Source organism: Pseudomonas sp. CGJS7 (assembly GCF_036961695.1).
In genome coordinates this window covers 15,527-42,362 of record NZ_JBAMDI010000098.1, presented here as the reverse complement: position 1 = coordinate 42,362, position 26,836 = coordinate 15,527, and the positions used below count along the sequence as shown (strand labels likewise).

25 protein-coding genes are annotated in these 26,836 nt (G+C 61.9%); 23 read left to right on the top strand and 2 right to left on the bottom strand.

Translation table 11 applies throughout. The annotated features are described in order from the left end of the window. The 15 genes from V7787_RS38450 to ispD all read left to right on the top strand — a co-directional run. The coding region (locus V7787_RS38450) for a BamA/TamA family outer membrane protein (RefSeq protein WP_274142376.1) at window positions 1-963 on the top strand (963 nt) is incomplete at its 5' end. Window positions 964-1,007: 44 nt separating this feature from the next. Then, window positions 1,008-1,511: an OmpH family outer membrane protein gene (locus V7787_RS38445; RefSeq protein WP_003252311.1), complete on the top strand. Its 504-nt coding sequence runs from the start codon at window positions 1,008-1,010 to the stop codon at window positions 1,509-1,511. Window position 1,512: 1 nt separating this feature from the next. Beyond that, window positions 1,513-2,568 (top strand): UDP-3-O-(3-hydroxymyristoyl)glucosamine N-acyltransferase, encoded by a 1,056-nt coding sequence (gene lpxD / locus V7787_RS38440; RefSeq protein ID WP_020190323.1) that lies wholly within the window; start codon window positions 1,513-1,515, stop codon window positions 2,566-2,568. Window positions 2,569-2,682: 114 nt separating this feature from the next. Then, window positions 2,683-3,123, top strand: a complete 441-nt coding sequence (gene fabZ / locus V7787_RS38435) for a 3-hydroxyacyl-ACP dehydratase FabZ (RefSeq protein WP_003252314.1) — start codon at window positions 2,683-2,685, stop codon at window positions 3,121-3,123. Then, entirely contained in the window at window positions 3,120-3,896 is a 777-nt protein-coding gene (gene lpxA, locus V7787_RS38430; protein WP_104887136.1) for an acyl-ACP--UDP-N-acetylglucosamine O-acyltransferase, read from the top strand. Before fabZ ends, lpxA begins: the two co-directional genes overlap by 4 nt. Before the next feature lies 1 nt (window position 3,897). Beyond that, window positions 3,898-5,025, top strand: coding sequence for a lipid-A-disaccharide synthase (lpxB, locus tag V7787_RS38425; protein ID WP_198747638.1), 1,128 nt, complete (start codon window positions 3,898-3,900; stop codon window positions 5,023-5,025). A 1-nt stretch (window position 5,026) separates the two neighbouring features. Then, on the top strand, window positions 5,027-5,650 hold the full coding sequence (gene rnhB / locus V7787_RS38420; protein WP_003252319.1) for a ribonuclease HII: 624 nt from the start codon (window positions 5,027-5,029) through the stop codon (window positions 5,648-5,650). 186 nt (window positions 5,651-5,836) lie between these two features. Continuing rightward, window positions 5,837-9,361: a DNA polymerase III subunit alpha gene (gene dnaE, locus V7787_RS38415; protein WP_010952683.1), complete on the top strand. Its 3,525-nt coding sequence runs from the start codon at window positions 5,837-5,839 to the stop codon at window positions 9,359-9,361. A 106-nt stretch (window positions 9,362-9,467) separates the two neighbouring features. Next, window positions 9,468-10,415, top strand: coding sequence for an acetyl-CoA carboxylase carboxyltransferase subunit alpha (locus tag V7787_RS38410; RefSeq protein WP_003252323.1), 948 nt, complete (start codon window positions 9,468-9,470; stop codon window positions 10,413-10,415). 172 nt (window positions 10,416-10,587) lie between these two features. Further along, window positions 10,588-11,871 (top strand): tRNA lysidine(34) synthetase TilS, encoded by a 1,284-nt coding sequence (tilS, locus tag V7787_RS38405; RefSeq protein ID WP_198747637.1) that lies wholly within the window; start codon window positions 10,588-10,590, stop codon window positions 11,869-11,871. A 267-nt stretch (window positions 11,872-12,138) separates the two neighbouring features. Beyond that, entirely contained in the window at window positions 12,139-13,767 is a 1,629-nt protein-coding gene (locus V7787_RS38400) for a CTP synthase (RefSeq protein ID WP_012270851.1), read from the top strand. Window positions 13,768-13,770: 3 nt separating this feature from the next. Next, window positions 13,771-14,616 (top strand): 3-deoxy-8-phosphooctulonate synthase, encoded by an 846-nt coding sequence (gene kdsA / locus V7787_RS38395; RefSeq protein ID WP_010952685.1) that lies wholly within the window; start codon window positions 13,771-13,773, stop codon window positions 14,614-14,616. Window positions 14,617-14,770: 154 nt separating this feature from the next. Further along, the gene (gene eno, locus V7787_RS38390; RefSeq protein ID WP_064490979.1) at window positions 14,771-16,060 is read left to right on the top strand and encodes a phosphopyruvate hydratase; all 1,290 of its coding nucleotides are present in this window, start codon (window positions 14,771-14,773) and stop codon (window positions 16,058-16,060) included. Window positions 16,061-16,228: 168 nt separating this feature from the next. Further along, the gene (gene ftsB / locus V7787_RS38385; RefSeq protein ID WP_004576849.1) at window positions 16,229-16,510 is read left to right on the top strand and encodes a cell division protein FtsB; all 282 of its coding nucleotides are present in this window, start codon (window positions 16,229-16,231) and stop codon (window positions 16,508-16,510) included. Then, window positions 16,507-17,214, top strand: coding sequence for a 2-C-methyl-D-erythritol 4-phosphate cytidylyltransferase (ispD, locus tag V7787_RS38380; protein WP_064490978.1), 708 nt, complete (start codon window positions 16,507-16,509; stop codon window positions 17,212-17,214). The genes ftsB and ispD overlap by 4 nt, the downstream gene beginning before the upstream one ends. A 405-nt stretch (window positions 17,215-17,619) precedes the next feature. Here the strand turns inward: ispD and V7787_RS38375 are convergent, their stop codons facing one another. Beyond that, window positions 17,620-18,516 carry a LysR substrate-binding domain-containing protein gene (locus V7787_RS38375; RefSeq protein WP_064493437.1) on the bottom strand — a complete coding sequence of 299 codons (897 nt, stop codon included), beginning with the start codon at window positions 18,514-18,516 and terminating at the stop codon, window positions 17,620-17,622. Window positions 18,517-18,623: 107 nt separating this feature from the next. On the opposite strand from V7787_RS38375, the gene V7787_RS38370 reads away from it, so the two are divergent. The 8 genes from V7787_RS38370 to rpoS all read left to right on the top strand — a co-directional run bounded on the left by V7787_RS38370 (window position 18,624) and on the right by rpoS (window position 25,863). Beyond that, entirely contained in the window at window positions 18,624-19,736 is a 1,113-nt protein-coding gene (locus tag V7787_RS38370; protein ID WP_014592131.1) for an S-(hydroxymethyl)glutathione dehydrogenase/class III alcohol dehydrogenase, read from the top strand. Between the two features lie 8 nt (window positions 19,737-19,744). Further along, window positions 19,745-20,599, top strand: coding sequence for an S-formylglutathione hydrolase (gene fghA / locus V7787_RS38365; protein ID WP_014592130.1), 855 nt, complete (start codon window positions 19,745-19,747; stop codon window positions 20,597-20,599). Between the two features lie 112 nt (window positions 20,600-20,711). Next, window positions 20,712-21,185 (top strand): 2-C-methyl-D-erythritol 2,4-cyclodiphosphate synthase, encoded by a 474-nt coding sequence (gene ispF, locus V7787_RS38360; RefSeq protein ID WP_016501146.1) that lies wholly within the window; start codon window positions 20,712-20,714, stop codon window positions 21,183-21,185. Next, window positions 21,182-22,240 (top strand): tRNA pseudouridine(13) synthase TruD, encoded by a 1,059-nt coding sequence (truD, locus tag V7787_RS38355; RefSeq protein WP_064493438.1) that lies wholly within the window; start codon window positions 21,182-21,184, stop codon window positions 22,238-22,240. The genes ispF and truD overlap by 4 nt, the downstream gene beginning before the upstream one ends. Continuing rightward, complete coding sequence (surE, locus tag V7787_RS38350; protein ID WP_010952690.1) at window positions 22,228-22,977, top strand: 5'/3'-nucleotidase SurE; 750 nt, start codon at window positions 22,228-22,230, stop codon at window positions 22,975-22,977. The genes truD and surE overlap by 13 nt, the downstream gene beginning before the upstream one ends. A 35-nt stretch (window positions 22,978-23,012) precedes the next feature. After that, window positions 23,013-23,651, top strand: coding sequence for a protein-L-isoaspartate(D-aspartate) O-methyltransferase (locus tag V7787_RS38345; protein WP_003252348.1), 639 nt, complete (start codon window positions 23,013-23,015; stop codon window positions 23,649-23,651). 238 nt (window positions 23,652-23,889) lie between these two features. Beyond that, complete coding sequence (locus V7787_RS38340; protein WP_049588177.1) at window positions 23,890-24,747, top strand: peptidoglycan DD-metalloendopeptidase family protein; 858 nt, start codon at window positions 23,890-23,892, stop codon at window positions 24,745-24,747. Window positions 24,748-24,855: 108 nt separating this feature from the next. Then, on the top strand, window positions 24,856-25,863 hold the full coding sequence (rpoS, locus tag V7787_RS38335) for an RNA polymerase sigma factor RpoS (RefSeq protein ID WP_003252351.1): 1,008 nt from the start codon (window positions 24,856-24,858) through the stop codon (window positions 25,861-25,863). A gap of 535 nt (window positions 25,864-26,398) precedes the next feature. Here rpoS and fdxA read toward each other — a convergent pair. Then, entirely contained in the window at window positions 26,399-26,722 is a 324-nt protein-coding gene (gene fdxA / locus V7787_RS38330) for a ferredoxin FdxA (RefSeq protein ID WP_003252355.1), read from the bottom strand. Window positions 26,723-26,836: the final 114 nt, after the last annotated feature.

Sequence of the window (26,836 nt, the reverse complement as noted above, 5' to 3'; positions counted from 1 at the left end):
CGTTACAACTTCGGTTTCGTTGATCCCTACTTCACCGCCGATGGCGTCAGCCTGGGCTACAACGCCTTCTACCGCAGCACCGATTACGACGACCTCGACGTCGACGTTGCCAGCTATGCGGTGGACAGCTACGGTGCCGGCGTCAGCCTGGGCTACCCGATCAGCGAAACCTCGCGCCTGACCTACGGCCTGAGCGTGCAGCAGGACAAGATCAAGACCGGCAAATACACCGTCGACGAGATCTTCGATTTCCTCGAGCAGGAGGGTGACAACTTCCTGAACTTCAAGGCCTCGATCGGTTGGTCCGAGTCGACCCTGAACAAAGGCGTACTGGCCACCCGTGGTCACTCGCAAAGCCTGACCCTGGAGTCCACCGTTCCGGGCAGCGACCTGTCGTTCTTCAAGCTTGACTACCGTGGCCAGCTGTTCAAGCCGATCACCAGCGACTACACCCTGCGCCTGCATACCGAGCTGGGCTATGGTGATGGTTACGGCAGCACCTCCGGTCTGCCGTTCTACGAGAACTATTTCGCGGGTGGTTTCAACTCCGTCCGTGGCTTCAAGGACAGCAGCCTGGGCCCACGCAGTACCCCGAGCATCGGCGAGGCCGCAGGTGGCAAGCCAGGCACCATCGCCGACCCGGATCAGGATCCGTTGCCGTTTGGTGGTAACGTGCTGGTGCAGGGCGGTGCCGAACTGCTGTTCCCGCTGCCGTTCGTCAAGGACCAGCGTTCACTGCGCACCTCTGTGTTCTGGGACGTGGGTAACGTGTTCGACACCAATTGCGGCAACAAACCTGATTGCGAGAAGGTCGGGTTCTCGGGCATGGCCAGTTCGGTCGGCCTGGGCGTGACCTGGATTACCGCACTGGGCCCGCTGAGCTTCAGCCTGGCAATGCCGGTCAAGAAGCCGGACGATGCCGATACCCAGGTGTTCCAATTCTCTCTGGGCCAGACCTTCTAAGGTCGGCCCTTGCTTAATGACAACGGTTTATCCAGGAGTGCATCGTGCGTAAATTGGCTCAATTGGCCGTAGTGGCCGCGGCGCTGGTCGCCACCCCGGCTTTCGCCGAAATGAAGGTTGCCGTCCTGAACTACCAGATGGCCCTGCTCGAGTCGGATGCCGCCAAGAAGTATGCGGTTGATGCCGAGAAGAAATTCGGTCCGCAACTGACCAAGCTGAAAAGCCTGGAAAGCAGTGCCAAGGGCATCCAGGACCGCCTGATCAAGGGCGGCGACAAGATGCAGCAGCAGGAGCGTGAGCGCCTGGAGCTCGAGTTCAAGCAAAAGGCCCGCGATTTCCAGTTCCAGTCCAAGGAACTGAACGAAGCCAAGGCCGTTGCTGATCGCGACATGCTCAAGCAACTGAAGCCGAAGCTGGATGGTGCTGTCGAGGAAGTGATCAAGAAGGGCGGCTACGACCTGGTCCTCGAGCGTGGTGCGGTCATCGATGTCAAACCTCAGTACGACATCACCCGCCAAGTCATCGAGCGCATGAACCAAGCCCGTTGATATGAGTGTGACCATGACGCTAGGCCAGCTGGCCGAGGTGCTCGGAGCTACCCTCAAGGGGCCCGAGGCGCTGCAGATTACCGGGTTGGCCACCTTGCAGGAGGCTGGCCCGACGCAGTTGAGCTTCCTCGCCAACCCGCAGTACCGCAAGTACCTGGATAACAGCCAGGCCGGCGCGGTGCTGCTCAAGGCTGCGGATGCCGAAAGCTTTGCCGGCAATACCCTGATCGTGGCGGACCCGTACCTGGCTTACGCGCGGATTTCCCACCTGTTCGATCCCAAACCCAAGGCTGAGGCGGGAATACATCCCAGCGCCGTGGTGGCGGAAGATGCCCAGGTGGACGCCAGCGCCAGCATCGGGCCGTTCGCGGTCATCGAAAGTGGTGCGCGCATCGGCGCCAACGTCAGCATCGGCGCACACTGCTTCATCGGTGCCCGCAGTGTGGTCGGTGAAGGTGGTTGGCTGGCACCGCGGGTCACGCTGTATCACGACGTGACCATCGGTAAGCGTGTGGTCATCCAGTCGGGTGCCGTGATCGGCGGCGAGGGCTTCGGCTTTGCCAACGAGAAGGGCATCTGGCGCAAGATTGCGCAGATCGGCGGCGTCACCATTGGTGATGACGTAGAGATCGGCGTCAATACTGCTGTCGACCGTGGCGCGCTGTCCGACACCCGGATCGGCGACGGGGTCAAGCTGGATAACCAGATCCAGATCGCTCACAACGTGCAGATCGGCGATCACACTGCCATGGCCGCTTGCGTCGGAATCTCCGGCAGCACGCGCATCGGCAAGCACTGCATGCTGGCCGGTGGTGTGGGGCTGGTTGGACACATCGATATTTGCGATAACGTTTTCGTTTCCGGAATGACCATGGTTACCCGTTCGATCACTGAACCGGGTTCCTATTCTTCCGGCACTGCCATGCAGCCGCTGGCTGACTGGCGCAAGAGCGCCGCGCGTATCCGCCACCTGGACGACATGGCCAAGCGTCTCCAGCAGCTGGAAAAACGCGTCGATACCGTGACCTCAGGTGGCCTGCCGACATCAGAAGGCTGATACCATTCCCTGAGCAAGAGTGAACAGTCGCTAGCTGGCTCCTCTTTGGATTGCAAAAGGAGCGTGTGGTCAGCACCTGCGCTCCCTATTCTTATTACAGGCTTCCCCACCGAAATGATGGACATCAACGAGATTCGCGAATACCTGCCTCACCGCTACCCGTTTCTGCTGGTAGACCGTGTGACGGATCTGGACTTCGAGGCCCAGAGCATTCGTGCCTACAAGAATGTCAGCATCAATGAGCCGTTTTTCAATGGCCACTTCCCGGCACACCCGATCATGCCGGGTGTCCTGATCATCGAAGCCATGGCCCAGGCGGCCGGCATCCTTGGTTTCAAGATGCTCGATGCCAAGCCGGCCGATGGCACCCTGTACTACTTTGTCGGTTCCGACAAACTGCGTTTCCGTCAGCCGGTTCTGCCGGGTGACCAGCTTGTGCTGGAAGCCAAGTTCCTCAGCCGTAAAAGCATGATCTGGAAGTTCGAGTGCCGCGCCCTTGTCGATGGCAAGCCGGTCTGCTCGGCAGAAATCACCTGCGCGGAACGCTCCCTATGAATTCGATTGATCCTCGGGCCATTATCGATCCGTCGGCCAAGCTGGCCGACGGCGTCGAGGTCGGCCCTTGGTCGATCGTTGGCCCTGATGTAGAAATCGGGGAGGGCACCGTTATCGGCCCGCATGTTGTGCTCAAAGGCCCGACCCGCATCGGCAAGCACAACCGTATCTTTCAGTTTTCCTCGATCGGTGAAGACACCCCGGACCTTAAGTACAAGGGTGAGCCGACGCGCCTGGTGATCGGCGATCACAATGTGATTCGCGAAGGGGTGACCATCCACCGCGGTACTGTTCAGGACCGCGCGGAAACCACCGTGGGTGACCATAACCTGATCATGGCCTATGCCCACATTGGCCACGACAGTGTCATCGGCAACCACTGCATCCTGGTCAACAACACGGCGTTGGCAGGTCATGTACATGTGGGTGACTGGGCGATCTTGTCCGGTTACACCCTGGTTCACCAGTACTGCCATATTGGCGCCCACGCGTTTTCCGGCATGGGCACGGCCATTGGCAAGGACGTTCCGGCCTTCGTTACCGTGTTCGGCAGCCCCGCCGAAGCCCGCAGCATGAACTTCGAGGGCATGCGCCGCCGCGGTTTCAGCGACGAGGTGATCCATGTGCTGCGTCGTTGCTACAAGATTGTCTACCGTCAGGGCCTGACCGTCGAAGACGCGATCAAGGAGCTGGCCGAACCGGCCACGCAACACCCTGAGGTCGAGCTGTTCCGTCAGTCGATCCTGAGCTCCGCTCGCGGCATCACGCGCTGATATGGCCCAGCTTTGCGTAGCGCTGGTCGCCGGTGAGGCCAGTGGCGATATTCTTGGTTCAGGCTTGATGCGTGCCCTCAAGGTGCGCCACCCCGACGTGCGTTTCATCGGGGTTGGCGGCCCCTTGATGGAGGCCGAGGGCCTGCAATCCTATTTCCCCATGGAGCGCTTGGCCGTCATGGGACTGGTCGAGGTACTGGGGCGTCTGCGCGAGCTGCTCAAGCGCCGCAAGCTGCTGATCCAGACCCTGATCGAAGAAAAGCCCGACGTATTCATCGGCATCGACGCCCCTGACTTCACCCTCAACATCGAGCTGAAGCTGCGCCAGGCCGGGATCAAGACCGTGCACTATGTCAGCCCGTCAGTGTGGGCCTGGCGGCAGAAGCGCGTGCTGAAGATCCGCGAAGGCTGCGACCTGATGCTGACGCTGCTGCCGTTCGAGGCGCGGTTCTACGAAGAGCAGGGTGTGCCAGTGCGTTTTGTCGGCCACCCGCTGGCAGACACCATACCGCTTGAAGCCGACCGCCCGGCAGCGCGTGCCGCGCTGGGCCTGGGCGAGGGGCCGGTGGTGGCGTTGATGCCGGGCAGCCGGGGTGGCGAAGTAGGGCGCCTGGGCGCGCTGTTCCTCGACGCCGCCGAGCGCCTCAGCCAACAAGTGCCGGGTGTGCGCTTCGTGTTGCCCTGCGCCAACGCCACGCGGCGCGCCCAGATCGAACAGATGCTTGAAGGGCGCCAACTGCCGCTGACCCTGCTCGATGGCCAGTCACACCAGGCCCTGGCGGCCTGTGACGCGGTGCTGATCGCCTCGGGCACCGCCACCCTCGAGGCGTTGCTGTACAAGCGGCCGATGGTGGTGGCGTACCGCCTGGCGCCCTTGACCTTCTGGATTCTCAAGCGTCTGGTGAAAAGCCCTTACGTGTCATTGCCGAACCTGCTGGCCCAGCGAGAGCTGGTGCCCGAGTTGCTGCAGGACGACGCTACCAGCGAAGCGCTGGCCAACACCCTGGCGCCGCTGGTGCGCGATGGAAGCCAGCAGACCGAACGTTTCGACGAAATTCACCGCACCCTGCGCCGTGACGCCTCCAATCAGGCGGCCGAGGCGGTACTGGCCCTGCTCAAGGACCGCTGACATGCAAATTGGACTGGACTTCAACCTGGTAGAAGACCTGGTCGCCGGCGTTGACGAAGTGGGCCGTGGCCCGCTGTGCGGCGCGGTGGTAACGGCGGCAGTGATTCTTGATCCCGCGCGGCCGATTCTCGGTCTGAACGATTCGAAGAAACTCACCGAAGCCAGGCGTGAGGCGCTGTTCGACGAGATCTGCGAAAAGGCCTTGAGCTTCTGCATCGCCCGCGCCGAAGTCGAGGAAATCGACAGCCTGAACATCCTGCAAGCCACCATGCTGGCCATGCAGCGGGCAGTGGAGGGCTTGCACATTACGCCGAAGCTGGCCCTGATCGATGGCAATCGCTGCCCGAAGCTGGCGGTGCCGGCAGCACCGGTGGTCAAGGGGGATAGCCAGGTGCCGGCCATTGCGGCGGCATCGATCCTGGCCAAGGTGACCCGTGATCGGGAGATGAGTGCGTTCGAACTGATCTACCCGGGTTATGGCATTGGCGGGCACAAGGGCTACCCGACCCCGGTGCATCTCGAGGCGTTGGCGCGCCTTGGGCCTACGCCCATTCATCGGCGTTCCTTCGCCCCGGTGCGGGCGGCTTGGGAAGCGCGCGAAGGCGTCACCGATTCCCTGATCTGACCTATTGGGGCCGCTTCGCGGCCCTTGGCGGGCACGCCCGCTCTCACAGGATTCATCGGTCTGAGCGGCGGGGCCGTACCTGTGGGAGCGGGCGTGCCCACGAAGGGCTGCAAAGCAGGCCCAAAAAAAGCCCCTAGTTAGGCTACAATCCCGCCCTTGTCGTTAAGCTCTGCTACAGGATCTTCCATGTCGGTTCCCTTCGTTCACCTGCGCGTCCACTCCGAATTCTCGCTGGTCGACGGCCTGGTGCGGATCAAACCGCTGGCCAAGGCGCTGACCGGGATGAACATGCCGGCGGTCGCGATCACCGATCAGAGCAACATGTGCTCGCTGGTGAAGTTCTACAAGACTGCCATGGGCGCCGGCATCAAGCCGATCTGCGGTGCCGACCTGTGGCTGGCCGGTGCCGACCCGGAAGCCCCGCTGTCGCGCATCTGCTTCCTGGCCATGGACCCCAAGGGCTATCGCAACCTCACCGAACTGATCTCGCGCGGCTGGACCGATGGGCAGCGCAATGGCCTGGTCATCCTCCAGCGTGAATGGATCGCCCCGGCCAGCGAGGGCCTGATTGCCCTGTCCGCGGGCAAGGAAGGCGACATTGGCATGGCGCTGCTGGCGGGTCGGCAAGACGAAGCCGAAGCGCTTCTTCAAGACTGGATGGGCATGTTCCCCGAGCGCTTCTACGTTGAAGTGCAGCGCACCAATCGCGCACGCGACGAAGAATACGTGCACGCGGCGGTGGCATTGGCCGACAAGCTTGGCGCCCCGCTGGTGGCTACCAACGACGTACGTTTCATCAAGCAGGCGGACTTCGACGCCCACGAGACCCGCGTCTGTATCGGCGAGGGCTGGACCCTCGACGACCCGCGACGTCCGCGTTGCTACAGCGACCAGCAGTACCTGAAGTCGGCCGAGGAAATGGCCGAGCTCTTCAGTGACCTGCCCGACGCCATCGCCAACACCGTTGAAATTGCCAAGCGCTGCAACATCCAGGTGCAGCTGGGCAAGTACTTCCTGCCTGACTTCCCCACGCCCAACGGCATGGGCATCGACGACTACCTGCGGCATGTGGCCCACGAAGGCCTGGAAGAGCGCCTGGCCGTGCTGTGGCCGAAAGAAACCACGCCCAATTACGAAGAAAAGCGTCAGGTTTACCTGGACCGCCTGAAGTTCGAACTGGACATCATCATCCAGATGGGCTTCCCCGGTTACTTCCTGATTGTTATGGACTTCATCAAGTGGGCCAAGAACAACGACGTACCGGTTGGCCCGGGCCGCGGTTCGGGCGCTGGCTCGCTGGTGGCCTATGTACTGAAGATCACCGATCTCGACCCGCTGGCCTACGACCTGCTGTTCGAGCGCTTCCTCAACCCTGAACGTGTTTCCATGCCCGACTTCGACGTCGACTTCTGCATGGACGGCCGTGACCGGGTGATCGACTACGTGGCCGAGGCGTACGGCCGTAATGCGGTGAGCCAGATCATCACCTTCGGTACCATGGCCGCCAAGGCGGTGGTGCGTGACGTGGCGCGGGTGCAAGGCAAATCCTATGGCCTGGCCGACCGCCTGTCGAAGATGATCCCCTTCGAAGTGGGCATGACCCTGGAGAAGGCCTACGAACAGGAAGAAATCCTGCGTGACTTCCTCAAGGGCGACGAAGACGCCCGTGAAATCTGGGACATGGCCCTGAAGCTGGAGGGTGTGACCCGGGGTACCGGCAAGCACGCCGGTGGTGTGGTTATCGCACCGACCAAGCTCACCGACTTTTCGCCGATCGCCTGTGATGAAGAGGGTGGTGGCCTGGTAACCCAGTTCGACAAGGATGACGTCGAGGCCGCCGGCCTGGTGAAGTTCGACTTCCTCGGCCTGCGTACCTTGACCATCATCAAGTGGGCGATGGAGATCATCAACCGCGAGCAGGCCAAGAAGAACCTGCCCGACCTCAACATCGACTTCATCCCGCTGGACGACCGCAAGACTTACGAGCTGCTGCAGAAGGCCGAAACCACGGCGGTGTTCCAGCTTGAATCGCGTGGCATGAAGGAGCTGATCAAGAAGCTCAAGCCCGACTGCCTGGAAGACCTGATCGCACTGGTTGCGCTGTTCCGCCCGGGCCCGCTGCAATCGGGCATGGTGGACGACTTCATCAACCGCAAGCACGGCCGCGCCGAGCTGGCCTACCCGCACTCCGACTACCAGTACGAAGGCCTCAAGCCGGTACTGGCGCCGACCTACGGCATCATCCTGTACCAGGAACAGGTGATGCAGATCGCCCAGGTCATGGCGGGTTACACCCTGGGTGGCGCCGACATGCTGCGCCGGGCCATGGGTAAGAAAAAGCCCGAGGAAATGGCCAAGCAGCGCGGTGGTTTCATCGAAGGTTGCGTAGCCAACAATATCGATGCGGACCTCGCCGGTAACATCTTCGACCTGGTAGAGAAGTTCGCGGGCTACGGCTTCAACAAATCCCACTCCGCCGCCTATGGCCTGGTGTCGTACCAGACCGCCTGGCTGAAAACCCACTACCCGGCGCCGTTCATGGCTGCGGTCCTGTCGGCGGATATGCACAACACCGATAAGGTAGTGGTGCTGGTGGAGGAGGTGCGCAGCATGAAGCTGCGCCTAGACGCGCCGGACGTGAACTTTTCGGACTTCAAGTTCACCGTCAACAACGACGGCCGTATCGTCTACGGCCTTGGCGCCATCAAGGGTGTCGGCGAAGGCCCGGTGGAGGCGATTGTCGAGGCGCGTGCCCAAGGCGGTCCGTTCAAGGACCTGTTCGATTTCTGTGAACGCATCGACCTCAAGCGGGTCAACAAGCGTACCCTTGATGCGCTGGTGCGCAGTGGCGCGCTGGACCGCCTTGGCCCGCACTTCCATGACGAGATCAAGGCCTACCACGCCAACATCGACATCAACCGGGCAACCTTGCTGTCGGCGCTGGGCGAGGCCATCAAGGCAGCCGAGCAGGCTGCGCATACCGCTGACAGTGGTCATGTCGACCTGTTCGGCAGCATGTTCGACGCGGCAGATGTCGACGTCTATGCCAACCATCGCAAGGTGCGCGAGCTCACCCTCAAGGAGCGTCTGAAGGGGGAGAAAGACACCCTTGGCCTGTACCTCACCGGCCACCCGATCGACGAGTACGAGACCGAGATCCGCCGCTTCGCCCGCCAGCGCATCGTCGACCTCAAGCCGTCGCGCGAAACCCAGACCATCGCGGGCATGATCATTGCCTTGCGGGTGATGAAGAACAAGAAGGGCGACAAGATGGGCTTCGTCACCCTGGATGACCGTTCCGGACGGATCGAGGCATCGCTGTTTGCCGATGCCTTCATGGCGGCACAGTCCTTGCTGCAGACCGATGCCATGGTGGTGGTGGAAGGCGAGGTCAGCAATGACGACTTCTCCGGGGGCTTGCGTCTGCGGGTGAAGCAGGTGATGACCATGGAAGACGCACGCACCAAGCTGGCCGAGAGCCTGCGCCTGAAGGTGGCGCACGACGCACTGAAGGGCGACCGGCTGAAGTGGCTGGGCGAGCTGATCACCCGCCATCGCGGTGCTTGCCCGATCACGCTGGAGTACACCGGCAGCGACGCCAAGGCCATGCTGCAGTTTGGCGAGCAGTGGGCGATCGACCCGGCCGATGGGCTGATTCAGGCGCTGCGTGACCAGTTCGGGCGTGAGAACGTCTTCCTGCAATATCGTTGAACCGACAAAAATTTAATCTCGACCTGAATGCGCCTGATCCCTTAAGGTATGGCGCCAAACGGATCAACCGGCCGGCCGCCTGGCCGTAGACCCAAGACGGATGACTATGAACCCGAATTTCCTCGACTTCGAACAGCCGATTGCCGACCTGCAAGCCAAGATCGAAGGCCTGCGCCTGGTGGGCAACGACAACTCGCTGAACATCAGCGATGAAATTGCCCGTCTGCAAGACAAGAGCAACACCCTGACCGAAAGCATCTTCGGCAACCTGACCAGCTGGCAGATCGCCCGCCTGGCCCGTCACCCGCGTCGTCCTTACACCCTGGACTACCTGGAGCACATCTTCACCGAGTTCGAAGAGCTGCACGGGGACCGTCACTTCTCTGACGACGCCGCCATCGTGGGTGGTACTGCGCGTCTGGACGGCAAGCCGGTCATGGTCATTGGCCACCAGAAGGGCCGTGAAGTGCGCGAGAAAGTGCGTCGCAACTTCGGCATGCCGCGCCCGGAAGGCTACCGCAAGGCCTGCCGCCTGATGGAAATGGCCGAGCGCTTCAAGATGCCGATCCTGACCTTCATCGACACGCCGGGCGCCTACCCGGGCATCGACGCCGAAGAGCGCAACCAGAGTGAAGCCATCGCCTGGAACCTGCGGGTCATGGCACGCCTGAAAACCCCGATCATCGCTACCGTGATTGGTGAGGGTGGTTCCGGTGGTGCACTGGCCATTGGCGTGTGCGACCAACTGAACATGCTGCAGTACTCCACCTACTCGGTTATCTCGCCGGAAGGCTGTGCTTCGATTCTGTGGAAAACTGCCGATAAAGCAGCAGACGCGGCCGAGGCCATGGGCATCACCGCCGAGCGTCTGAAGAGCCTGAACATTGTCGACAAGGTCATCCAGGAGCCGCTGGGCGGCGCCCACCGTGACCCGGCCAAGATGTCCGAAAGCATCCGTGCCGATCTGGTGCAGCAGCTGGACATGCTCGGCAAGTTCGACAACGATGCGCTGCTGGCTCGTCGCTACGAGCGCCTGATGAGCTACGGCCTCTGATTCTGATTTGCCCCGGGGGCCGTTTTGCGGTCCTTGTGATTGATGGCACCGGCTTCGCCGGTGTTCGCGGGTAAACCCGCTCCTACAGGTATTGCGCTGCCCTTGAGGCTTGCGCCGTACGTGTGGGAGCGGGCATGCCCGCGAATGCTTTCTGGAATCGAGCGAGGGCTAGATGATCAACCTCACTCCTTGGCTCAACGCCCCCACCTGGTACGTCGCCTTCTCCGGCGGCCTCGATTCCACCGTCCTCCTGTACCTGCTGGCCGAATACGCCCGCAACCACGCATCCCCCCCGCTGCGCGCCATCCATATCCACCACGGCCTGCAAGCTGCTGCCGACGCCTGGCCCGCCCACTGCCAGGCCATCTGCGACAATTTCGACGTTGAACTTCAGGTCATCCACGTCCAGGTCTCCCCAGGCGCCAGCCTGGAACAGGCGGCCCGAGATGCCCGCTATGCCGCCTTCAGGCAAGTGCTCGGCCCGGGCGATATCCTGTTCACCGGCCAGCACCGCGACGACCAGGCCGAGACCCTGCTGTTCCGCCTGTTGCGCGGTGCCGGCCTGCGGGGCCTGGCGGCAATGCCGGGGCAGCGGGCGCTGGGGCAGGGCAGCCTGGTCAGGCCGTTACTGGCCTGTTCCCGGCAACATTTGCAGGATTATGCGCAAGCCCAAGGGCTGACCTGGATCGAAGACCCGTCAAACGTCGACACACAATTCGCTCGCAACTACCTGCGCGGCGAAGTGATGCCGCACTTGCAGCAACGTTGGCCACAGGCCAGCCAGAACTTCGCCCGTGCAGCAGAGCATCTGGGCGAGGCGCTGGGTTTGCTGGACGAACTGGCCCAGGAGGATCTGGCGCTTGCGGGCAAGGGGGCGCCCATCGCCTGGCCGGGGCTGGACTCCCTCGACCTGGCCGCCCTGCTGGCGTTATCGCCGGCCCGTCAGCGCAATGCCTTGCAGTACTGGCTGAGCCAGCGCACCCGTTTGCCCGATACCCGGCATTGGGCCGGCTGGGCAGACCTGCGCGATGCCGCTGCCGATGCCCGGCCAGTCTGGCGGCTTGCCGATGGACGGTTGGTGCGTAGCCACGGGCGTATCTGGTGGCTGAGCGGTGATTGGCTACAGCAACCGGCTGGCTCGCTGGCCTGGCCCGACCCTGATGGGCCGTTGCGTTTGCCGGGCAATGGTTGCGTGCGTCTTGTTGGCGCAGCCGTGCCGAGCGGGTTGCGCATTGCCTACCGTCAGGGGGGGGAAATGCTGGAGGTTCCCGGCCGTGGCCGGCGGGACCTCAAGCGCCTGCTCAACGAACAGCAGGTGCCGCATTTCCTGCGCTCGCGCCTGCCGTTGCTGTATCAAGGCGAACGCCTGCTGGCGGTGGCCAACCTGCCCGGGCTGGTGCAGGCGGATTGCCAACTGCACTGGCAGTTACCGACGAACGCGCAAGGTTTGAGCTGAAGGGTACATTCCGGTAGACTACCCTCCCTTCTTGATACAACTTCTGTGGGTTCCGCGAAAACACAGGGGTTGCCGATTACCAAGCAGTTTTTTGCCGAGCTGATTCTGGAAATGACGAGCGAACGCCATGCCGGGTATACCCTGGCTGTACAGACGCGGCAGTTTTTCGAGATGCACTGTGATTGACGCAGGTGATCGGGGGCTTCGGCCTTCCTTCGCTTTCTCCGGCGGCGCTGGCCGCCTTAACGCAGACTTCTAGGGTTTTTCATGACGCGCTACATATTCGTCACGGGCGGTGTTGTTTCTTCATTGGGGAAAGGCATTGCCTCGGCTTCCCTGGCGGCCATCCTGGAAGCGCGGGGCCTGAAGGTCACCATGCTCAAGCTGGATCCGTACATCAACGTCGACCCGGGCACCATGAGCCCGTTCCAGCACGGTGAAGTGTTCGTCACCCACGATGGCGCCGAGACCGACCTCGACCTGGGGCACTACGAGCGGTTCATCCGCACCACCATGACCCAGAACAACAACTTCACCACCGGCCGTATCTACGAGCATGTGCTGCGCAAAGAGCGTCGTGGTGATTATCTGGGCGCGACCATCCAGGTCATCCCGCACATCACCGACGAAATCAAGCGTCGCATCATCAAGGGTGCCGGCGATGCCGACGTGGCCCTGGTGGAGATCGGCGGTACCGTGGGTGATATCGAGTCGCAGCCGTTCCTCGAGGCGATTCGCCAGCTGCGTGTCGAAGTGGGCTCCAAGCGTGCCATGCTGATGCACCTGACCCTGGTCCCGTACATCGCCACCGCTGGCGAAACCAAGACCAAGCCGACCCAGCACTCGGTCAAGGAGCTGCGCTCCATCGGCCTGCAGCCTGACGTGCTGATCTGCCGCTCCGACCACCCGGTCGATGCTTCGTCGCGTCGCAAGATCGCGCTGTTCACCAACGTTGAAGAGCGTGCGGTGATTTCGCTGGAAGACGTCGACACCATCTACAAGATCCCGGGCGTGCTGCATGCTCAGGGCCTGGACGACTTCGTCGTCGAGCGCTTCGGCCTGCAGTGCAATGGCGCCGACCTGTCCGAGTGGGACAAGGTGGTCGATGCCAAGCTCAACCCGGAGCACGAAGTGACCATCGCCATGGTCGGCAAGTACATGGAGCTGCTGGATGCGTACAAATCGCTGATCGAAGCGATGAGCCACGCCGGCATCACCAACCGGACCAAGGTCAACCTGCGTTACATCGATTCGGAAGACATCGAGAACCAGGGCACCAGCCTGCTCGAAGGCGCCGATGCCATCCTGGTACCGGGCGGTTTCGGCCTGCGCGGTGTGGAAGGCAAGATCACTGCGGTGCAATACGCCCGTGAGAACAAGGTACCGTACCTGGGTATCTGCCTGGGCATGCAGGTGGCCGTCATCGAATTCGCCCGTAACGTGATGGGCTGGAAAGACGCCAACTCCACCGAGTTCGACCGTAACAGCGGCCACCCAGTGGTCGGCCTGATCACCGAGTGGGCCGATGCCACCGGTGCCGTCGAGACCCGCGACGAGGCTTCCGACCTGGGCGGCACCATGCGCCTGGGCGCACAGGACTGCCAGCTGGCTGCCGGTTCCAAGGTGCACGACTGCTACGGCAAGGACGTGATCACCGAGCGTCATCGTCACCGCTACGAAGTTAACAACAACCTGCTGCCACAACTGGTGGACGCTGGTCTGGTGGTTTCCGGCCGCTCCGAAGACGGCGCGCTGGTGGAAGTGGTCGAGTCCAAGGATCACCCATGGTTCGTCGCTTGCCAGTTCCACCCGGAGTTCACCTCCACCCCGCGTGACGGCCACCCGCTGTTCAGTGGTTTCGTCAAGGCAGCCCTGGCTCAGAAGAACAAGGCCTGATCGATGACCCAGAAGATCATTCGCGTCGGTAACATCGAGATCGCCAACGACAAGCCGTTCGTCCTGTTCGGCGGCATGAACGTTCTGGAATCCCGAGACCTGGCGATGAAGGTCTGCGAAGAGTACGTGCGGGTTACCGAGAAGCTCGGTATCCCGTACGTGTTCAAGGCCAGTTTCGACAAGGCCAACCGTTCGTCGGTAACGTCCTACCGTGGCCCTGGCATGGAAGAGGGGCTGAAGATCTTCGAAGAGATCAAGCGCACCTTCAACGTGCCGGTGATCACCGACGTGCACGAGCCTTACCAGGCCGAGCCCGTCGCCAAGGTATGCGACATCATCCAGCTGCCGGCTTTCCTGTCGCGGCAGACTGACCTGGTGGTGGCCATGGCCAAGACCGGCGTGGTGATCAACATCAAGAAGGCTCAGTTCCTCGCACCTCAGGAAATGAAACACATCCTGGCCAAGTGCGAAGAGGCCGGTAACGACCAGTTGATACTCTGCGAACGTGGTTCGAGCTTCGGCTACAACAACCTGGTGGTCGACATGCTGGGCTTCGGCATCATGAAGCAGTTCGAGTACCCGGTGTTCTTCGACGTGACCCACGCCCTGCAGATGCCGGGTGGCCGCGCCGATTCCGCCGGCGGTCGTCGGGCCCAGGTCACTGACCTGGCCAAGGCCGGCATGAGTCAGGGCCTGGCCGGGCTTTTCCTCGAAGCCCACCCCGACCCGGACAACGCCAAGTGCGATGGCCCATGCGCCCTGCGCCTGGATAAACTGGAGCCGTTCCTGGTCCAGCTCAAGCAATTGGACGACCTGGTGAAAAGTTTTCCGACGGTAGAAACCGCGTAAAGCTCATTTCTCGGGTAAAGTACCGCCCGATCCACCCCTGACCAGTCGGTCAGGGGCTCCCTTCATCAGGCCTGCCCAAAGCAAGTTCGCCCGGTGAACGGCAAGAATTTCCTAAGCTAAGTTGTTTTCGTCAAATTCTGGAGTGCTTACAACAATGGCAAAAATCGTCGACATCAAAGGTCGTGAAGTTCTCGATTCGCGTGGCAACCCCACTGTGGAAGCCGATGTACTGCTCGACAACGGCATCATCGGCAGCGCTTGCGCGCCGTCCGGTGCTTCTACCGGCTCGCGCGAAGCGCTGGAGCTGCGTGATGGCGACAAGAGCCGTTACCTGGGCAAGGGCGTGCTGAAGGCTGTCGCCAACATCAACGGTCCGATCCGTGACCTGCTGCTGGGCAAGGATCCTTCCGACCAGAAGGCTCTGGACCGCGCCATGATCGAACTGGACGGTACCGAGAACAAGGCCAAGCTGGGCGCCAACGCCATCCTGGCTGTTTCCCTGGCTGCCGCCAAAGCTGCTGCCCAGGACCTGGACCTGCCGCTGTACGCGCACATCGCCAACCTGAACGGCACCCCGGGCCAGTACTCGATGCCGGTTCCGATGATGAACATCATCAACGGTGGCGAGCACGCCGACAACAACGTCGACATCCAGGAGTTCATGGTTCAGCCGGTTGGCGCCAAGACCTTCTCTGACGGCCTGCGCATGGGTACCGAAATCTTCCACCACCTCAAGGCCGTCCTGAAGGCCCGTGGCCTGAACACCGCCGTAGGTGATGAAGGTGGTTTCGCCCCTAACCTGGCATCCAACGAAGACGCCCTGGGCGCCATCGCTGAAGCTGTCGAAAAAGCCGGCTACAAGCTGGGCACCGACGTGACCCTGGCCCTGGACTGCGCGGCTTCCGAATTCTACGAAGACGGCAAGTACAACCTGTCCGGCGAAGGCAAGTCGTTCGACGCCGAAGGCTTCGCCGACTACCTGAAAGGCCTGACCGAGCGTTTCCCGATCATTTCGATCGAAGACGGCCTGGACGAGTCCGACTGGGCTGGCTGGAAAATCCTCACTGACAAGATCGGTGAAAAAGTCCAGCTGGTCGGTGACGACCTGTTCGTGACCAACACCAAGATCCTCAAGGAAGGCATCGAGAAGGGCATCGGTAACTCGATCCTGATCAAGTTCAACCAGATCGGCTCGCTGACCGAAACCCTGGAAGCCATCCAGATGGCCAAGGCTGCTGGTTACACTGCAGTGATCTCGCACCGTTCCGGTGAAACCGAAGACTCGACCATTGCCGACCTGGCTGTGGGTACTGCTGCTGGCCAGATCAAGACGGGCTCGCTGTGCCGTTCCGACCGCGTTTCCAAGTACAACCAGCTGCTGCGCATCGAAGAGCAACTGGGCGCCAAAGCGGTTTACCGCGGTCGTGCCGAGTTTCGCGGCTAAGCAAGAGATGGTAAAAAGGCAGCAGCCGGAGTTGTAGGAACGTTCGTACTGAACTTTCCTACGTACTAACGGGTTTCTGTCGACGAAGCCTGGCCTCGGCCAGGCTTCGTGCTATTCGAGGCCCCGAAGTAAAAAGTACGCGGCAGCCTTTTTAACCTGGATAACGTGATGCGCAGTCCCTATTGGTTGTTCCTCGTTCTGCTCTTGCTGTTGGGTGGCCTGCAGTACCGCCTGTGGGTGGGTAACGGCAGCCTGGCGCAAGTGACCGAACTGAAGCAGCAGATTGCCGATCAGCATGCCGAAAACGAGCGCTTGCTCGAACGTAATCGTGTGCTCGATGCTGAAGTGCTAGAGCTGAAAAAAGGCATGGAGACCGTTGAAGAACGGGCCCGCCATGAATTGGGGATGGTCAAAGAGGGCGAAACCCTCTTCCAGTTGCCACAGAAATGATCGATACCTTACCGGCCTTCTGGGCCGTGATTCCTGCGGCGGGTGTAGGTGCCCGCATGGCTGCCGACCGCCCCAAGCAATACCTGGAGCTGGCTGGGCAGACCCTTCTCGAGCACAGCCTCGACTGTTTTCTTGGCCACCCGGCGCTTAAGGGCGTGGTGGTCAGCATTGCCGAAGATGACCCGTACTGGCCTGGCCTGCGCTGCGCCAGCGACCCACGCATCCAGTGCGCGGCGGGCGGGCGTGAACGCGCTGACTCGGTGCTTAACGCCTTGCTGGTGCTGCATGCCCAGGGGGCGGGGGATAGCGACTGGGTGCTGGTGCACGATGCTGCGCGGCCGAACCTGGCGCGCAGCGACCTGGACAAGCTGTTGTCGGAGCTGGCGGACGACCCGGTGGGTGGCCTGCTGGCGGTGCCGGCGCGCGACACCCTCAAGCGTGCCGACAGCCATGGCCGGGTGAGTGCTACCGTGGACCGCAGCACGATCTGGCAGGCGTACACACCGCAGATGTTCCGCCTTGGAGCGTTGCACCGGGCGCTGGCTGAGTGCCTGGTGTCGGATGTGGTGGTGACCGATGAAGCTTCGGCCATCGAATGGTCCGGTCAGGCGCCGCGGCTGGTGGAAGGGCGCAGTGACAACATAAAGGTGACCCGGCCCGAAGATCTCGAATGGTTGCGCCAGCGCTGGGCGGGTAAACGCTGAGCGCTCTCCTGGGCTGGCCTTTTCGCGGGTAAACCCGCTCCTACACTGGATTGCATCGGTGGTTGGACACAGACCGTCGTAGGAGCGGGTTTACCCGCGAAAGGGCCGGGCCTGCTGGCCAATCCCCACCCGCCGTTCCCCGTTGCCGCCGCCGCCGTATTCGCGGGTAAACCCGCTCCTACACAGGCTTCGGTGGTTGGACACAGACCGTCGTAGGAGCGGGTTCACCCGCGAAAGGGCCGGGCCTGCTGGCCAATCCCTACCCGCCGTCCACCGTTGCCGCCGCCACCGTATTCGCGGGTAAACCCGCTCCTACACGGTGGTAGACACACACCGGTGGTTGGACGCAGGCCGTCGTAGGAGCGGGTTCACCCGCGAAGAGGCCAGTACATGCAGCACATCCCGTCAGCCGAAACGATATTCCGGCAACCCCGCCAACCCCTCCTTCAGGTAATCCACCAGCCGCCTTACCTTCGGCGACAGGTGCCTCTGCTGCGGATACAGCGCCCACACCGCCGTATTCGGCGGTTGGTGCGACTCCAGCAGCGACACCAGCGCACCACTGTTCAGGTGTTCCAGCACGTAGTAATCCGGCAACTGGCACAACCCGATCCCTTGCAGCGCCGCATCCAGCACTGCCTGGCCACTGTTGCAGCGCCAGTTACCCTGTACCCGCTGGCTGATCTCACGGCCATCCTGCTGTAGCGCCCACAAGTCCGAACTCCCCACCAGGCAATTGTGCCGCGCCAGCTCCGACAGGCTGTGTGGCCGGCCATAGCGCTCAAGATAGGCCGGCGAGGCACACAGGTACATGCGCCTTGGCGCCAGGCGGGTAGCCACCAAGCGAGAGTCGGCCAGGCGGCCCAGGCGGATGGCCAGGTCCATGCCTTCATGCAGCAGGTCGAGGGTGTGGTTGCTCAGCTCCACATCCACGCGCAACTGCGGGTACAGCGCCATGAATCGCGTCACCAGCGGCACGATGAAGCGCTCGCCGTAGGCCACTGCGCACGTCATGCGCAACAAGCCCTTGGGTTCGCTGGCCAGGTCGCCCATGGCGCGCAGCGCTTCCTCACGGCCATCCTGCAAGCGTTGGCAATGCTGCAGGAAGGTCTGCCCGGCTTCGCTCAGGGCTACACGGCGGGTGCTGCGATACAGCAGACGCGTTTGCAGGCGGTCCTCCAGCCGGGCGATCTGCCGGCTGATGTGCGATGAGGAAACCCCCAGGCGTTCGGCGGCGGCAGTGAACTGGCCCGATTCGGCCACGGCGACAAATTCGTCGATGCCTTCCCATCGGCTGCTCATCGATTATCCCTGTGTGGCAATAATGTTTTGTCTTTGGCCTGATTATTCATCAAAAGGCGCTGAATTACACTGCATGACTGAATCGATCCACTGTCTGGAGACCTTTGATGATCAAGTCCCGTGCTGCCGTAGCCTTCGAAGCCAAGAAACCCCTGGAAATCGTCGAAGTCGACGTGGCCATGCCAAAGGCCGGTGAAGTGCTGCTGCGCGTGGTCGCCAGCGGTGTCTGCCACACCGATGCCTATACCCTCTCCGGTGCTGACCCGGAAGGTATCTTCCCGTCGATCCTCGGCCACGAAGGCGGTGCCATCGTCGAAGCGGTAGGCGAGGGGGTGACCTCGCTCGCCGTGGGTGACCACGTCATCCCGCTGTACACCCCGGAATGCGGCAAGTGCAAGTTCTGCCTCTCGGGCAAGACCAACCTGTGCCAGGCCATCCGCGCCACCCAGGGCAAGGGCCTGATGCCGGACGGCACCACGCGCTTCTCGTACAAGGGCCAGCAGCTGTTCCACTACATGGGCACCTCGACGTTCTCCGAATACACCGTGCTGCCGGAAATTTCCGTGGCCAAGATCCAGAAAGAAGCACCCCTGGAAAAGGTCTGCCTGCTGGGTTGCGGCGTCACCACCGGTATCGGCGCGGTGCTCAACACTGCCAAGGTCAAGCCCGGTGATACCGTGGCCATCTTCGGCCTCGGTGGCATCGGCCTGTCGGCCGTGATCGGTGCGGTCAAGGCCAAGGCCTCGCGTATCATCGCCATCGACATCAACCCGGCCAAGTTCGAAATCGCCCGCCAGCTGGGTGCCACCGATTGCGTCAATCCGAAAGACTACGATCGCCCGATCCAGGAAGTGATCGTCGACCTCACCGATGGTGGCGTGGACTTCTCCTTCGAGTGCATCGGCAACGTTCAACTGATGCGCGCCGCCCTGGAATGCTGCCACAAGGGCTGGGGTGAGTCGGTCATCATCGGTGTGGCCGGTGCCGGCCAGGAAATTTCCACGCGTCCGTTCCAGCTGGTTACCGGTCGGGTTTGGCGTGGTTCGGCGTTCGGCGGCGTTCGTGGCCGCAGCGAGCTGCCGAGCTACGTCGAAATGTCCGAGAAAGGCGAGATCCCGCTGGACACCTTCATCACCCACACGATGGGTCTGGAAGACATCAACAAGGCCTTCGACCTGATGCATGAAGGCAAGAGCATCCGTAGCGTGATCCACTTCTGAGGTCTGTCATGAGCCTGGATAACATCTCCTGCCAGAAGAGCTTCGGCGGCTGGCACAAGCGTTACCGGCATCATTCCAAGGTGCTGGGTTGCGATATGGTGTTCGCTGTGTACCTGCCACCGCAGGCCGAGCAGGGCGAAAAGCTGCCGGTGCTGTACTGGCTCAGCGGCCTCACCTGCACCGACGAGAACTTCATGCAGAAGGCCGGCGCCCAGCGTCTGGCCGCCGAGCTGGGGCTGATCATCGTCGCCCCCGATACCAGCCCGCGTGGCGAGCAGGTGCCGGGCGATCCGGACGGCGCCTGGGACTTTGGCCTGGGTGCTGGCTTCTACCTCAACGCCACTCAGCAACCCTGGGCCCAGCACTACCGCATGCACGACTACGTGGTGGAGGAGTTGCCAGCCCTGATCGAAGCGCACTTCCCGGCGTCGGGCGAGCGCAGCATCAGCGGCCACTCCATGGGTGGGCATGGCGCGCTGGTGTGCGCCTTGCGCAATCCGGGGCGCTACCGCTCGGTGTCGGCATTCTCGCCGATCAGCAATCCGATGGATTGTCCGTGGGGCGAGAAGGCCTTCAGCCGCTACCTGGGTGAAGACCGTGGACGCTGGCGTGAGTGGGATGCCAGCGTGCTGCTGGCCGAAACCCCTGCTGGCCAATGCCCGCCGTTGCTGGTGGACCAGGGCGACCGTGACGACTTCCTCGAGAAGCAACTCAAGCCTGAAGCGCTGGAGCAGGCGGCACGCAAAGGTGGCCATGAAATGACCCTGCGTATGCAGCCGGGCTATGACCATAGCTACTACTTCATTGCCAGCTTCATCGAGGAACACCTGCGCCATCATGCGGTGGCATTGGGGCGGGTTTAACGCCTCCTGTGGGAGCGGGCGTGCCCGCGAAGGGCTGCACAGCAGCCCCAATCCCACAAATCCCCTGCAAAGCAGGTAGAATCACGCCCTGACTCATTCAGGGCGTTTTCTTATGCGTATTGGCCACGGCTACGATGTGCACCGTTTCTGCGACGGTGATTTCATTACCCTGGGCGGGGTGCGTATCCCCCACAAATACGGCCTGCTGGCCCACTCCGATGGTGACGTGCTGCTGCACGCCCTGAGCGATGCCTTGCTTGGCGCTGCTGCGCTGGGCGACATCGGCAAGCACTTTCCTGACACTGATCCGCAGTTCAAGGGGGCTGACAGCCGCGTGCTGCTGCGCCATGTGGTCGGCATCGTCAAGGCCAAGGGCTGGAAGGTCGGCAACGTTGACGCCACCATCGTCGCCCAGGCACCGAAAATGGCCCCACACATCGAAACCATGCGCCAGCTGATCGCCGAAGACCTGCAGGTCGAGCTCGACCAGGTCAACGTCAAGGCCACTACCACAGAGAAGCTTGGCTTTACCGGCCGCGAGGAGGGCATTGCCGTGCATTCGGTCGCCCTGCTGCTGCCAGCATGACCGAACTGGAACTGCTGGGCCCGCGCGCATCGGGCGAACCCCTGGGCACCGCCATCCTCAAAGCGGTCGCCGAAGACTTTCAGGTTGACGAAGTCCTGGATATACCGCTATCGGGCCAAGGCGAGCACCTGTGGCTGTGGGTCGAGAAGCGTGATCTGAACACTGAAGAAGCTGCCCGGCGCCTCGCCCGCGCCGCTGGCGTGCCGGTGCGCAGCATCAGCTACGCCGGCCTGAAGGACCGCCAGGCGCTGACCCGCCAGTGGTTCAGCCTGCACCTGCCGGGCAAGGCCGACCCGGATCTGTCGCGTGCCGAGGATGCCAGCCTGCGTGTGCTCAAGCAGGTGCGTCACCAGCGCAAACTGCAGCGCGGCGCGCATTCGGCCAACGGGTTCACCTTGCGCCTGACCGCCCTGGCTGCCGATCACCAGGCGGTGGATGCCCGCCTGGAGCAGCTGAGGCAGCAAGGTGTGCCCAACTATTTCGGCACCCAGCGCTTCGGGCACGGGGGTGGCAACGTCCATGAGGCCCTCGATTGGGCCGCGCGCAAGGCTTTGCCTGAACAGCGCAACGTGCGTTCGCGGCTGCTTTCGGCCGGGCGCAGCTACCTGTTCAATCAGTTGCTGGCTGCGCGTGTGGCTGACGGTAGCTGGGCCCGAGCCCAGGTCGGCGACCTGCTGGCGTTCACCGACAGCCGCAGTTTCTTCCCGGCGGGTGAGGCGGAATGTGCCGACCCGCGCCTGGCGATTCTCGACTTGCATCCAACCGGCCCGATGTGGGGGGAGGGCGCTTCACCTGCTGGCGGTGCGCCTGCGCAGCTGGAAAACGCTATCGGCGCACGTCAGCCGGCACTTTGCCAGTGGCTGGCCCAGGCGGGCATGGATCACGAACGGCGAATTCTGCGGCTCCCTATTGGCGGCCTGACGTGGCATTATCCCGAGCCTGATATCCTGCAACTGGAATTCGTCCTGCCGGCCGGATGCTTCGCCACCGTGGTGGTGCGTGAAGTCGTGGATCTGGTGTCGGCAGGGCAGACGGACAGCCCATGCGTATTCTGATTTCGAATGACGACGGTGTTACCGCACCTGGCATCGCCGCGCTGCACGCTGCGCTGGCGGATTATGCCGAGTGCGCGGTGATCGCCCCGGATCAAGACAAGAGCGGCGCCAGCAGTTCGCTGACGCTGGACCGGCCACTGCATCCGCAGACCTTGGCCAATGGCTTCATCAGCCTCAACGGCACGCCGACCGACTGCGTGCACCTGGGGCTCAATGGGCTGTTGCCGCAGATGCCGGACATGGTCGTGTCGGGGATCAACCTCGGTGCCAACCTGGGCGATGACGTGCTGTATTCGGGAACGGTCGCTGCGGCGCTGGAAGGCCGCTTCCTCGGCGGTACCTCGCTGGCGTTCTCGCTGTTGTCGCGCCAGCCGGACAACCTGCCGACTGCGGCCTATATCGCCCGTCGTCTGGTCGAGGCACAGTCGCGCCTGGTGTTGCCGCCACGCACCGTACTCAACGTCAATATTCCCAACTTGCCGCTGGAGCACATCCGTGGCATCCAGCTCACCCGTCTCGGTCACCGGGCGCGGGCGGCGGCGCCCACCAAGGTGGTCAACCCGCGTGGCAAGGAAGGCTACTGGATTGCCGTGGCCGGTGATGCCGAGGACGGCGGCCCGGGCACCGACTTCCACGCGGTGATGCAAGGCTACGTATCGATTACCCCGTTGCAGCTCGACCGCACCTTCAATGATGCCTTCGAGCAGCTCGATGGATGGCTGGAGGGCCTGCTTTGATGCGTGAGGACGATATGCTGCGGCGTGGCATCGGCATGACCTCTCAGCGTACCCGGGAGCGGCTGATCCAGCGCTTGTGCGAAGAGGGGGTTTCGAACACCAAGGTGCTCGACGTGATCCGTCGTACGCCGCGCCACCTGTTCGTCGACGAGGCGCTGGCGCATCGGGCTTACGAAGACACCGCGCTGCCGATCGGCCACAACCAGACCATCTCCCAGCCGTTCATGGTTGCTCACATGAGCGAGTTGTTGCTCGAGGCCGGGCCGCTGGACAAGGTGCTGGAGATTGGCACCGGTTCGGGCTACCAGACGGCGATCCTGGCCCAGCTGGTCGAGCGAGTGTTTTCGGTAGAGCGCATCAAGGTACTGCAGGACCGGGCCAAAGAGCGCCTGGTGGAGCTTAACCTGCGCAACGTGGTCTTCCGCTGGGGTGACGGTTGTGAGGGTTGGCCGGCGCTTGCGCCGTACAACGGCATCATCGTCACCGCCGTGGCGCCGGAAGTGCCACAGGCACTGCTCGACCAACTGGCACCCGGTGGGCGCATGGTCATCCCGGTAGGGCCGGCCGGCGAAGCGCAGCAACTGATGCTGATCGTGCGCGAGGAGCATGGATTCTCCCGTCGGGTACTGGGAGCTGTGCGTTTCGTGCCGCTGCTCAATGGTCCCCTGGCCTGAGGCCTGTTGATCCGAGCTGTGCGGGCATGAGGCGCGGTGTATTTTTGTGCCGGTGGCGAATTCTTGTCGCTTCGCCCTGTCTATCAGGCGGTGCGAAGCGCTGACGCACAGCGTGCACCGGGGTTTTATGCCCGTCTTTTGTACCCGTCTGCCATTACCGGCTGGCTTGGTTATAATTGCAACAATATTGCATTTTCTTGTCTTCATATCGATTTTCGGCACCATGAGGGGAGCGCGGGTGGGTCACACAGTCATTCGGCAGCGCAAGGACGGGTCGGGTTTCAAGCTTCTGGTGATTGCATTGGCCATGGGCTCGCTTCTGGTGGGTTGCTCAAGCACCAGCAGCAACAGCGCGCGGGTGGTCGACCGCAACAACACCGTGCCCAAGCGCCCGGCGGTGACTTCTGGGCAATACATCGTCAAGCCAGGCGACACCCTGTTCTCCATCGCCTTCCGTTATGGCTGGGACTACAAGGAGCTGGCTGCACGCAATGGCATTCAGGCGCCTTATACCATCCGCCCGGGCCAAGCGATTCGTTTCAGCAGCGGTTCCAGCAGCCGCACCACGGTGGTGTCCAGCCCGTCCTCGTCAAGCCGCACCACGGTCACGCGGCGGCCTGTGGGCAGCACTGCCACGGCGCCTGCCAGCACCAGCAAACCGGCCACGTCGGCGCCTTCCGCCCCTGCCCCTGTGGTTGCTACCGTACCAGCCGCAGAGCGCGCGGTAGGTGGGTGGACCTGGCCTGCCAACGGTGTACTGATTGGAAAATTCGCTTCAAACGGTAGTTTGAATAAAGGCATTGATATCGCCGGTGATTTGGGACAGCCTGTTTTTGCTGCGTCTGATGGTGCGGTGGTTTATGCCGGGAGTGGTTTGAGGGGCTACGGCGAGCTGATCATCATCAAGCACAGCGACACCTACGTCAGTGCCTACGGTCATAACCGCAGGCTGTTGGTTCGGGAGGGGCAGCAGGTCAAGGCAGGGCAGTCGATTGCTGAAATGGGGTCTACGGGCACAGATCGGGTGAAGCTGCATTTCGAGATTCGCCGCCAGGGCAAACCCGTCGATCCACTCCAGTTCCTGCCACGTCGTTGACCGTTGTACCCAGCCTGTTCCTGTGATGTAGAGGGGACAGGCTCAAGCGCTGCCAGGGAGAAAGGTGCCGCTCGAGTCTGAGTTCGAACTCAGCAAAGGATTATAACAATGGCTCTCAGTAAAGAAGTGCCGGAGTTTGACATCGACGATGACGTCCTCCTGATGGAGACGGGTATCGTTTTGGAAACGGATGTGGTGTCAGACGAACCTGCTGTATCTTCGGTTCGGACGAGGGCCAAATCGGGCTCTTCGCTCAAGCAACACAAGTACATCGATTACAGCAGGGCGCTCGATGCCACCCAGCTGTATCTCAACGAGATTGGTTTCTCGCCGCTGCTTTCGCCGGAAGAAGAAGTGCATTTTGCGCGCTTGTCGCAAAAGGGTGACCCTGCCGGCCGCAAGCGCATGATCGAAAGCAACCTGCGCCTGGTTGTCAAAATTGCCCGTCGTTACGTGAACCGTGGCCTGTCGTTGCTCGACCTGATCGAGGAGGGCAACCTGGGGCTGATCCGGGCGGTCGAGAAGTTCGACCCGGAGCGTGGTTTCCGTTTTTCGACCTATGCGACCTGGTGGATTCGCCAGACCATCGAACGGGCGATCATGAACCAGACCCGCACCATTCGCCTGCCGATCCACGTGGTCAAGGAACTGAACGTCTACCTGCGCGCCGCGCGCGAGCTGACGCAGAAACTCGATCACGAGCCCTCGCCGGAAGAAATCGCCACCTTGCTGGAAAAGCCGGTCGCCGAGGTCAAGCGTATGCTCGGCCTGAACGAGCGGGTGTCTTCGGTAGACGTGTCGCTTGGCCCGGATTCGGACAAGACCCTGCTCGATACCCTGACCGACGACCGCCCGACCGACCCGTGCGAACTGCTGCAGGATGACGACCTGTCGCAGAGCATCGATCAGTGGCTGGGTGAGTTGACCGACAAGCAGCGTGAAGTGGTTGTACGCCGCTTTGGCCTTCGCGGCCATGAAAGCAGTACCCTGGAGGATGTTGGGCTGGAGATCGGCCTTACCCGTGAACGCGTGCGGCAAATCCAGGTGGAAGGGCTCAAGCGCTTGCGCGAGATCCTTGAAAAGAATGGTCTGTCCAGCGAGTCATTGTTCCAGTAGCTAGCGCTGTAACAAAAGACGCCCCGATCATCTCGGGGCGTTTTTGTTTGTGGCGAAAAGCGAGTTGCCCTTCAGATTGCCCGAGGCGCATGGCGCCCATACGCTACCTGGCAAGACATCTATCAAATGTGTACCGCGCTACCCCGGTAACATCGCGTGTAAGCCTTTGCTTACTCGTTGTGTAAGCTTTCCATGCAACCTTCAGTAAATCAAAGTCGCTTCCAAAGGCTGCCTTTTTACAACCCATTGAAAAGCATGGTTTATTCACCGGTGAGTAAATGTGTCCGCGGAAATACCTTGCAAGGTCCATCGCTTGCTCGCCGGGCTGAATCCGCTAGTATTCGAACTGTGCACAGGGACATGCACAGGCTTTCAGGATGAAGGCCAGGGACATCGCAAGAAGCGATTTCATCAGGATGATGTTTGGGACAAGCAGGGACTACGGAAAAAATGTGGGCGGGTCAAACCGCCCCTTTTTTTTGCCTGTAGGAAAACAAAAAAGGCCCCGAAGGGCCTTTTTCGCGTCTGGGCGCTATCAGCGCTCCAGGTCGGCAATCTTGCCAGGCTTGCCATCCCATTCTTCAGCGTCCGGCAGGGCGTCCTTGCGCTCGGTGATATTAGGCCAGATTTCCGCCAGCTCGGCGTTCAGCTCGATGAAGTTTTCCATGCCCGAAGGCACTTCGTCTTCCGAGAAGATGGCTTGCGCTGGGCACTCCGGCTCGCACAAGGCGCAGTCGATGCACTCGTCCGGGTGGATGACCAGGAAGTTCGGGCCTTCGTAGAAGCAGTCCACCGGACAGACTTCCACGCAGTCGGTGTATTTGCATTTGATGCAGTTGTCGGTGACGACGAAGGTCATTTCTAATTCTCTCCTCAGGCGACGGCGGCGGCCCTTCCTCTCAGGGCCGCGCGGTTTACGGGTATGTGGCTGCAGGCCAGGCTAATAACCTGCAGCACCAGCAAACCGCGGCGG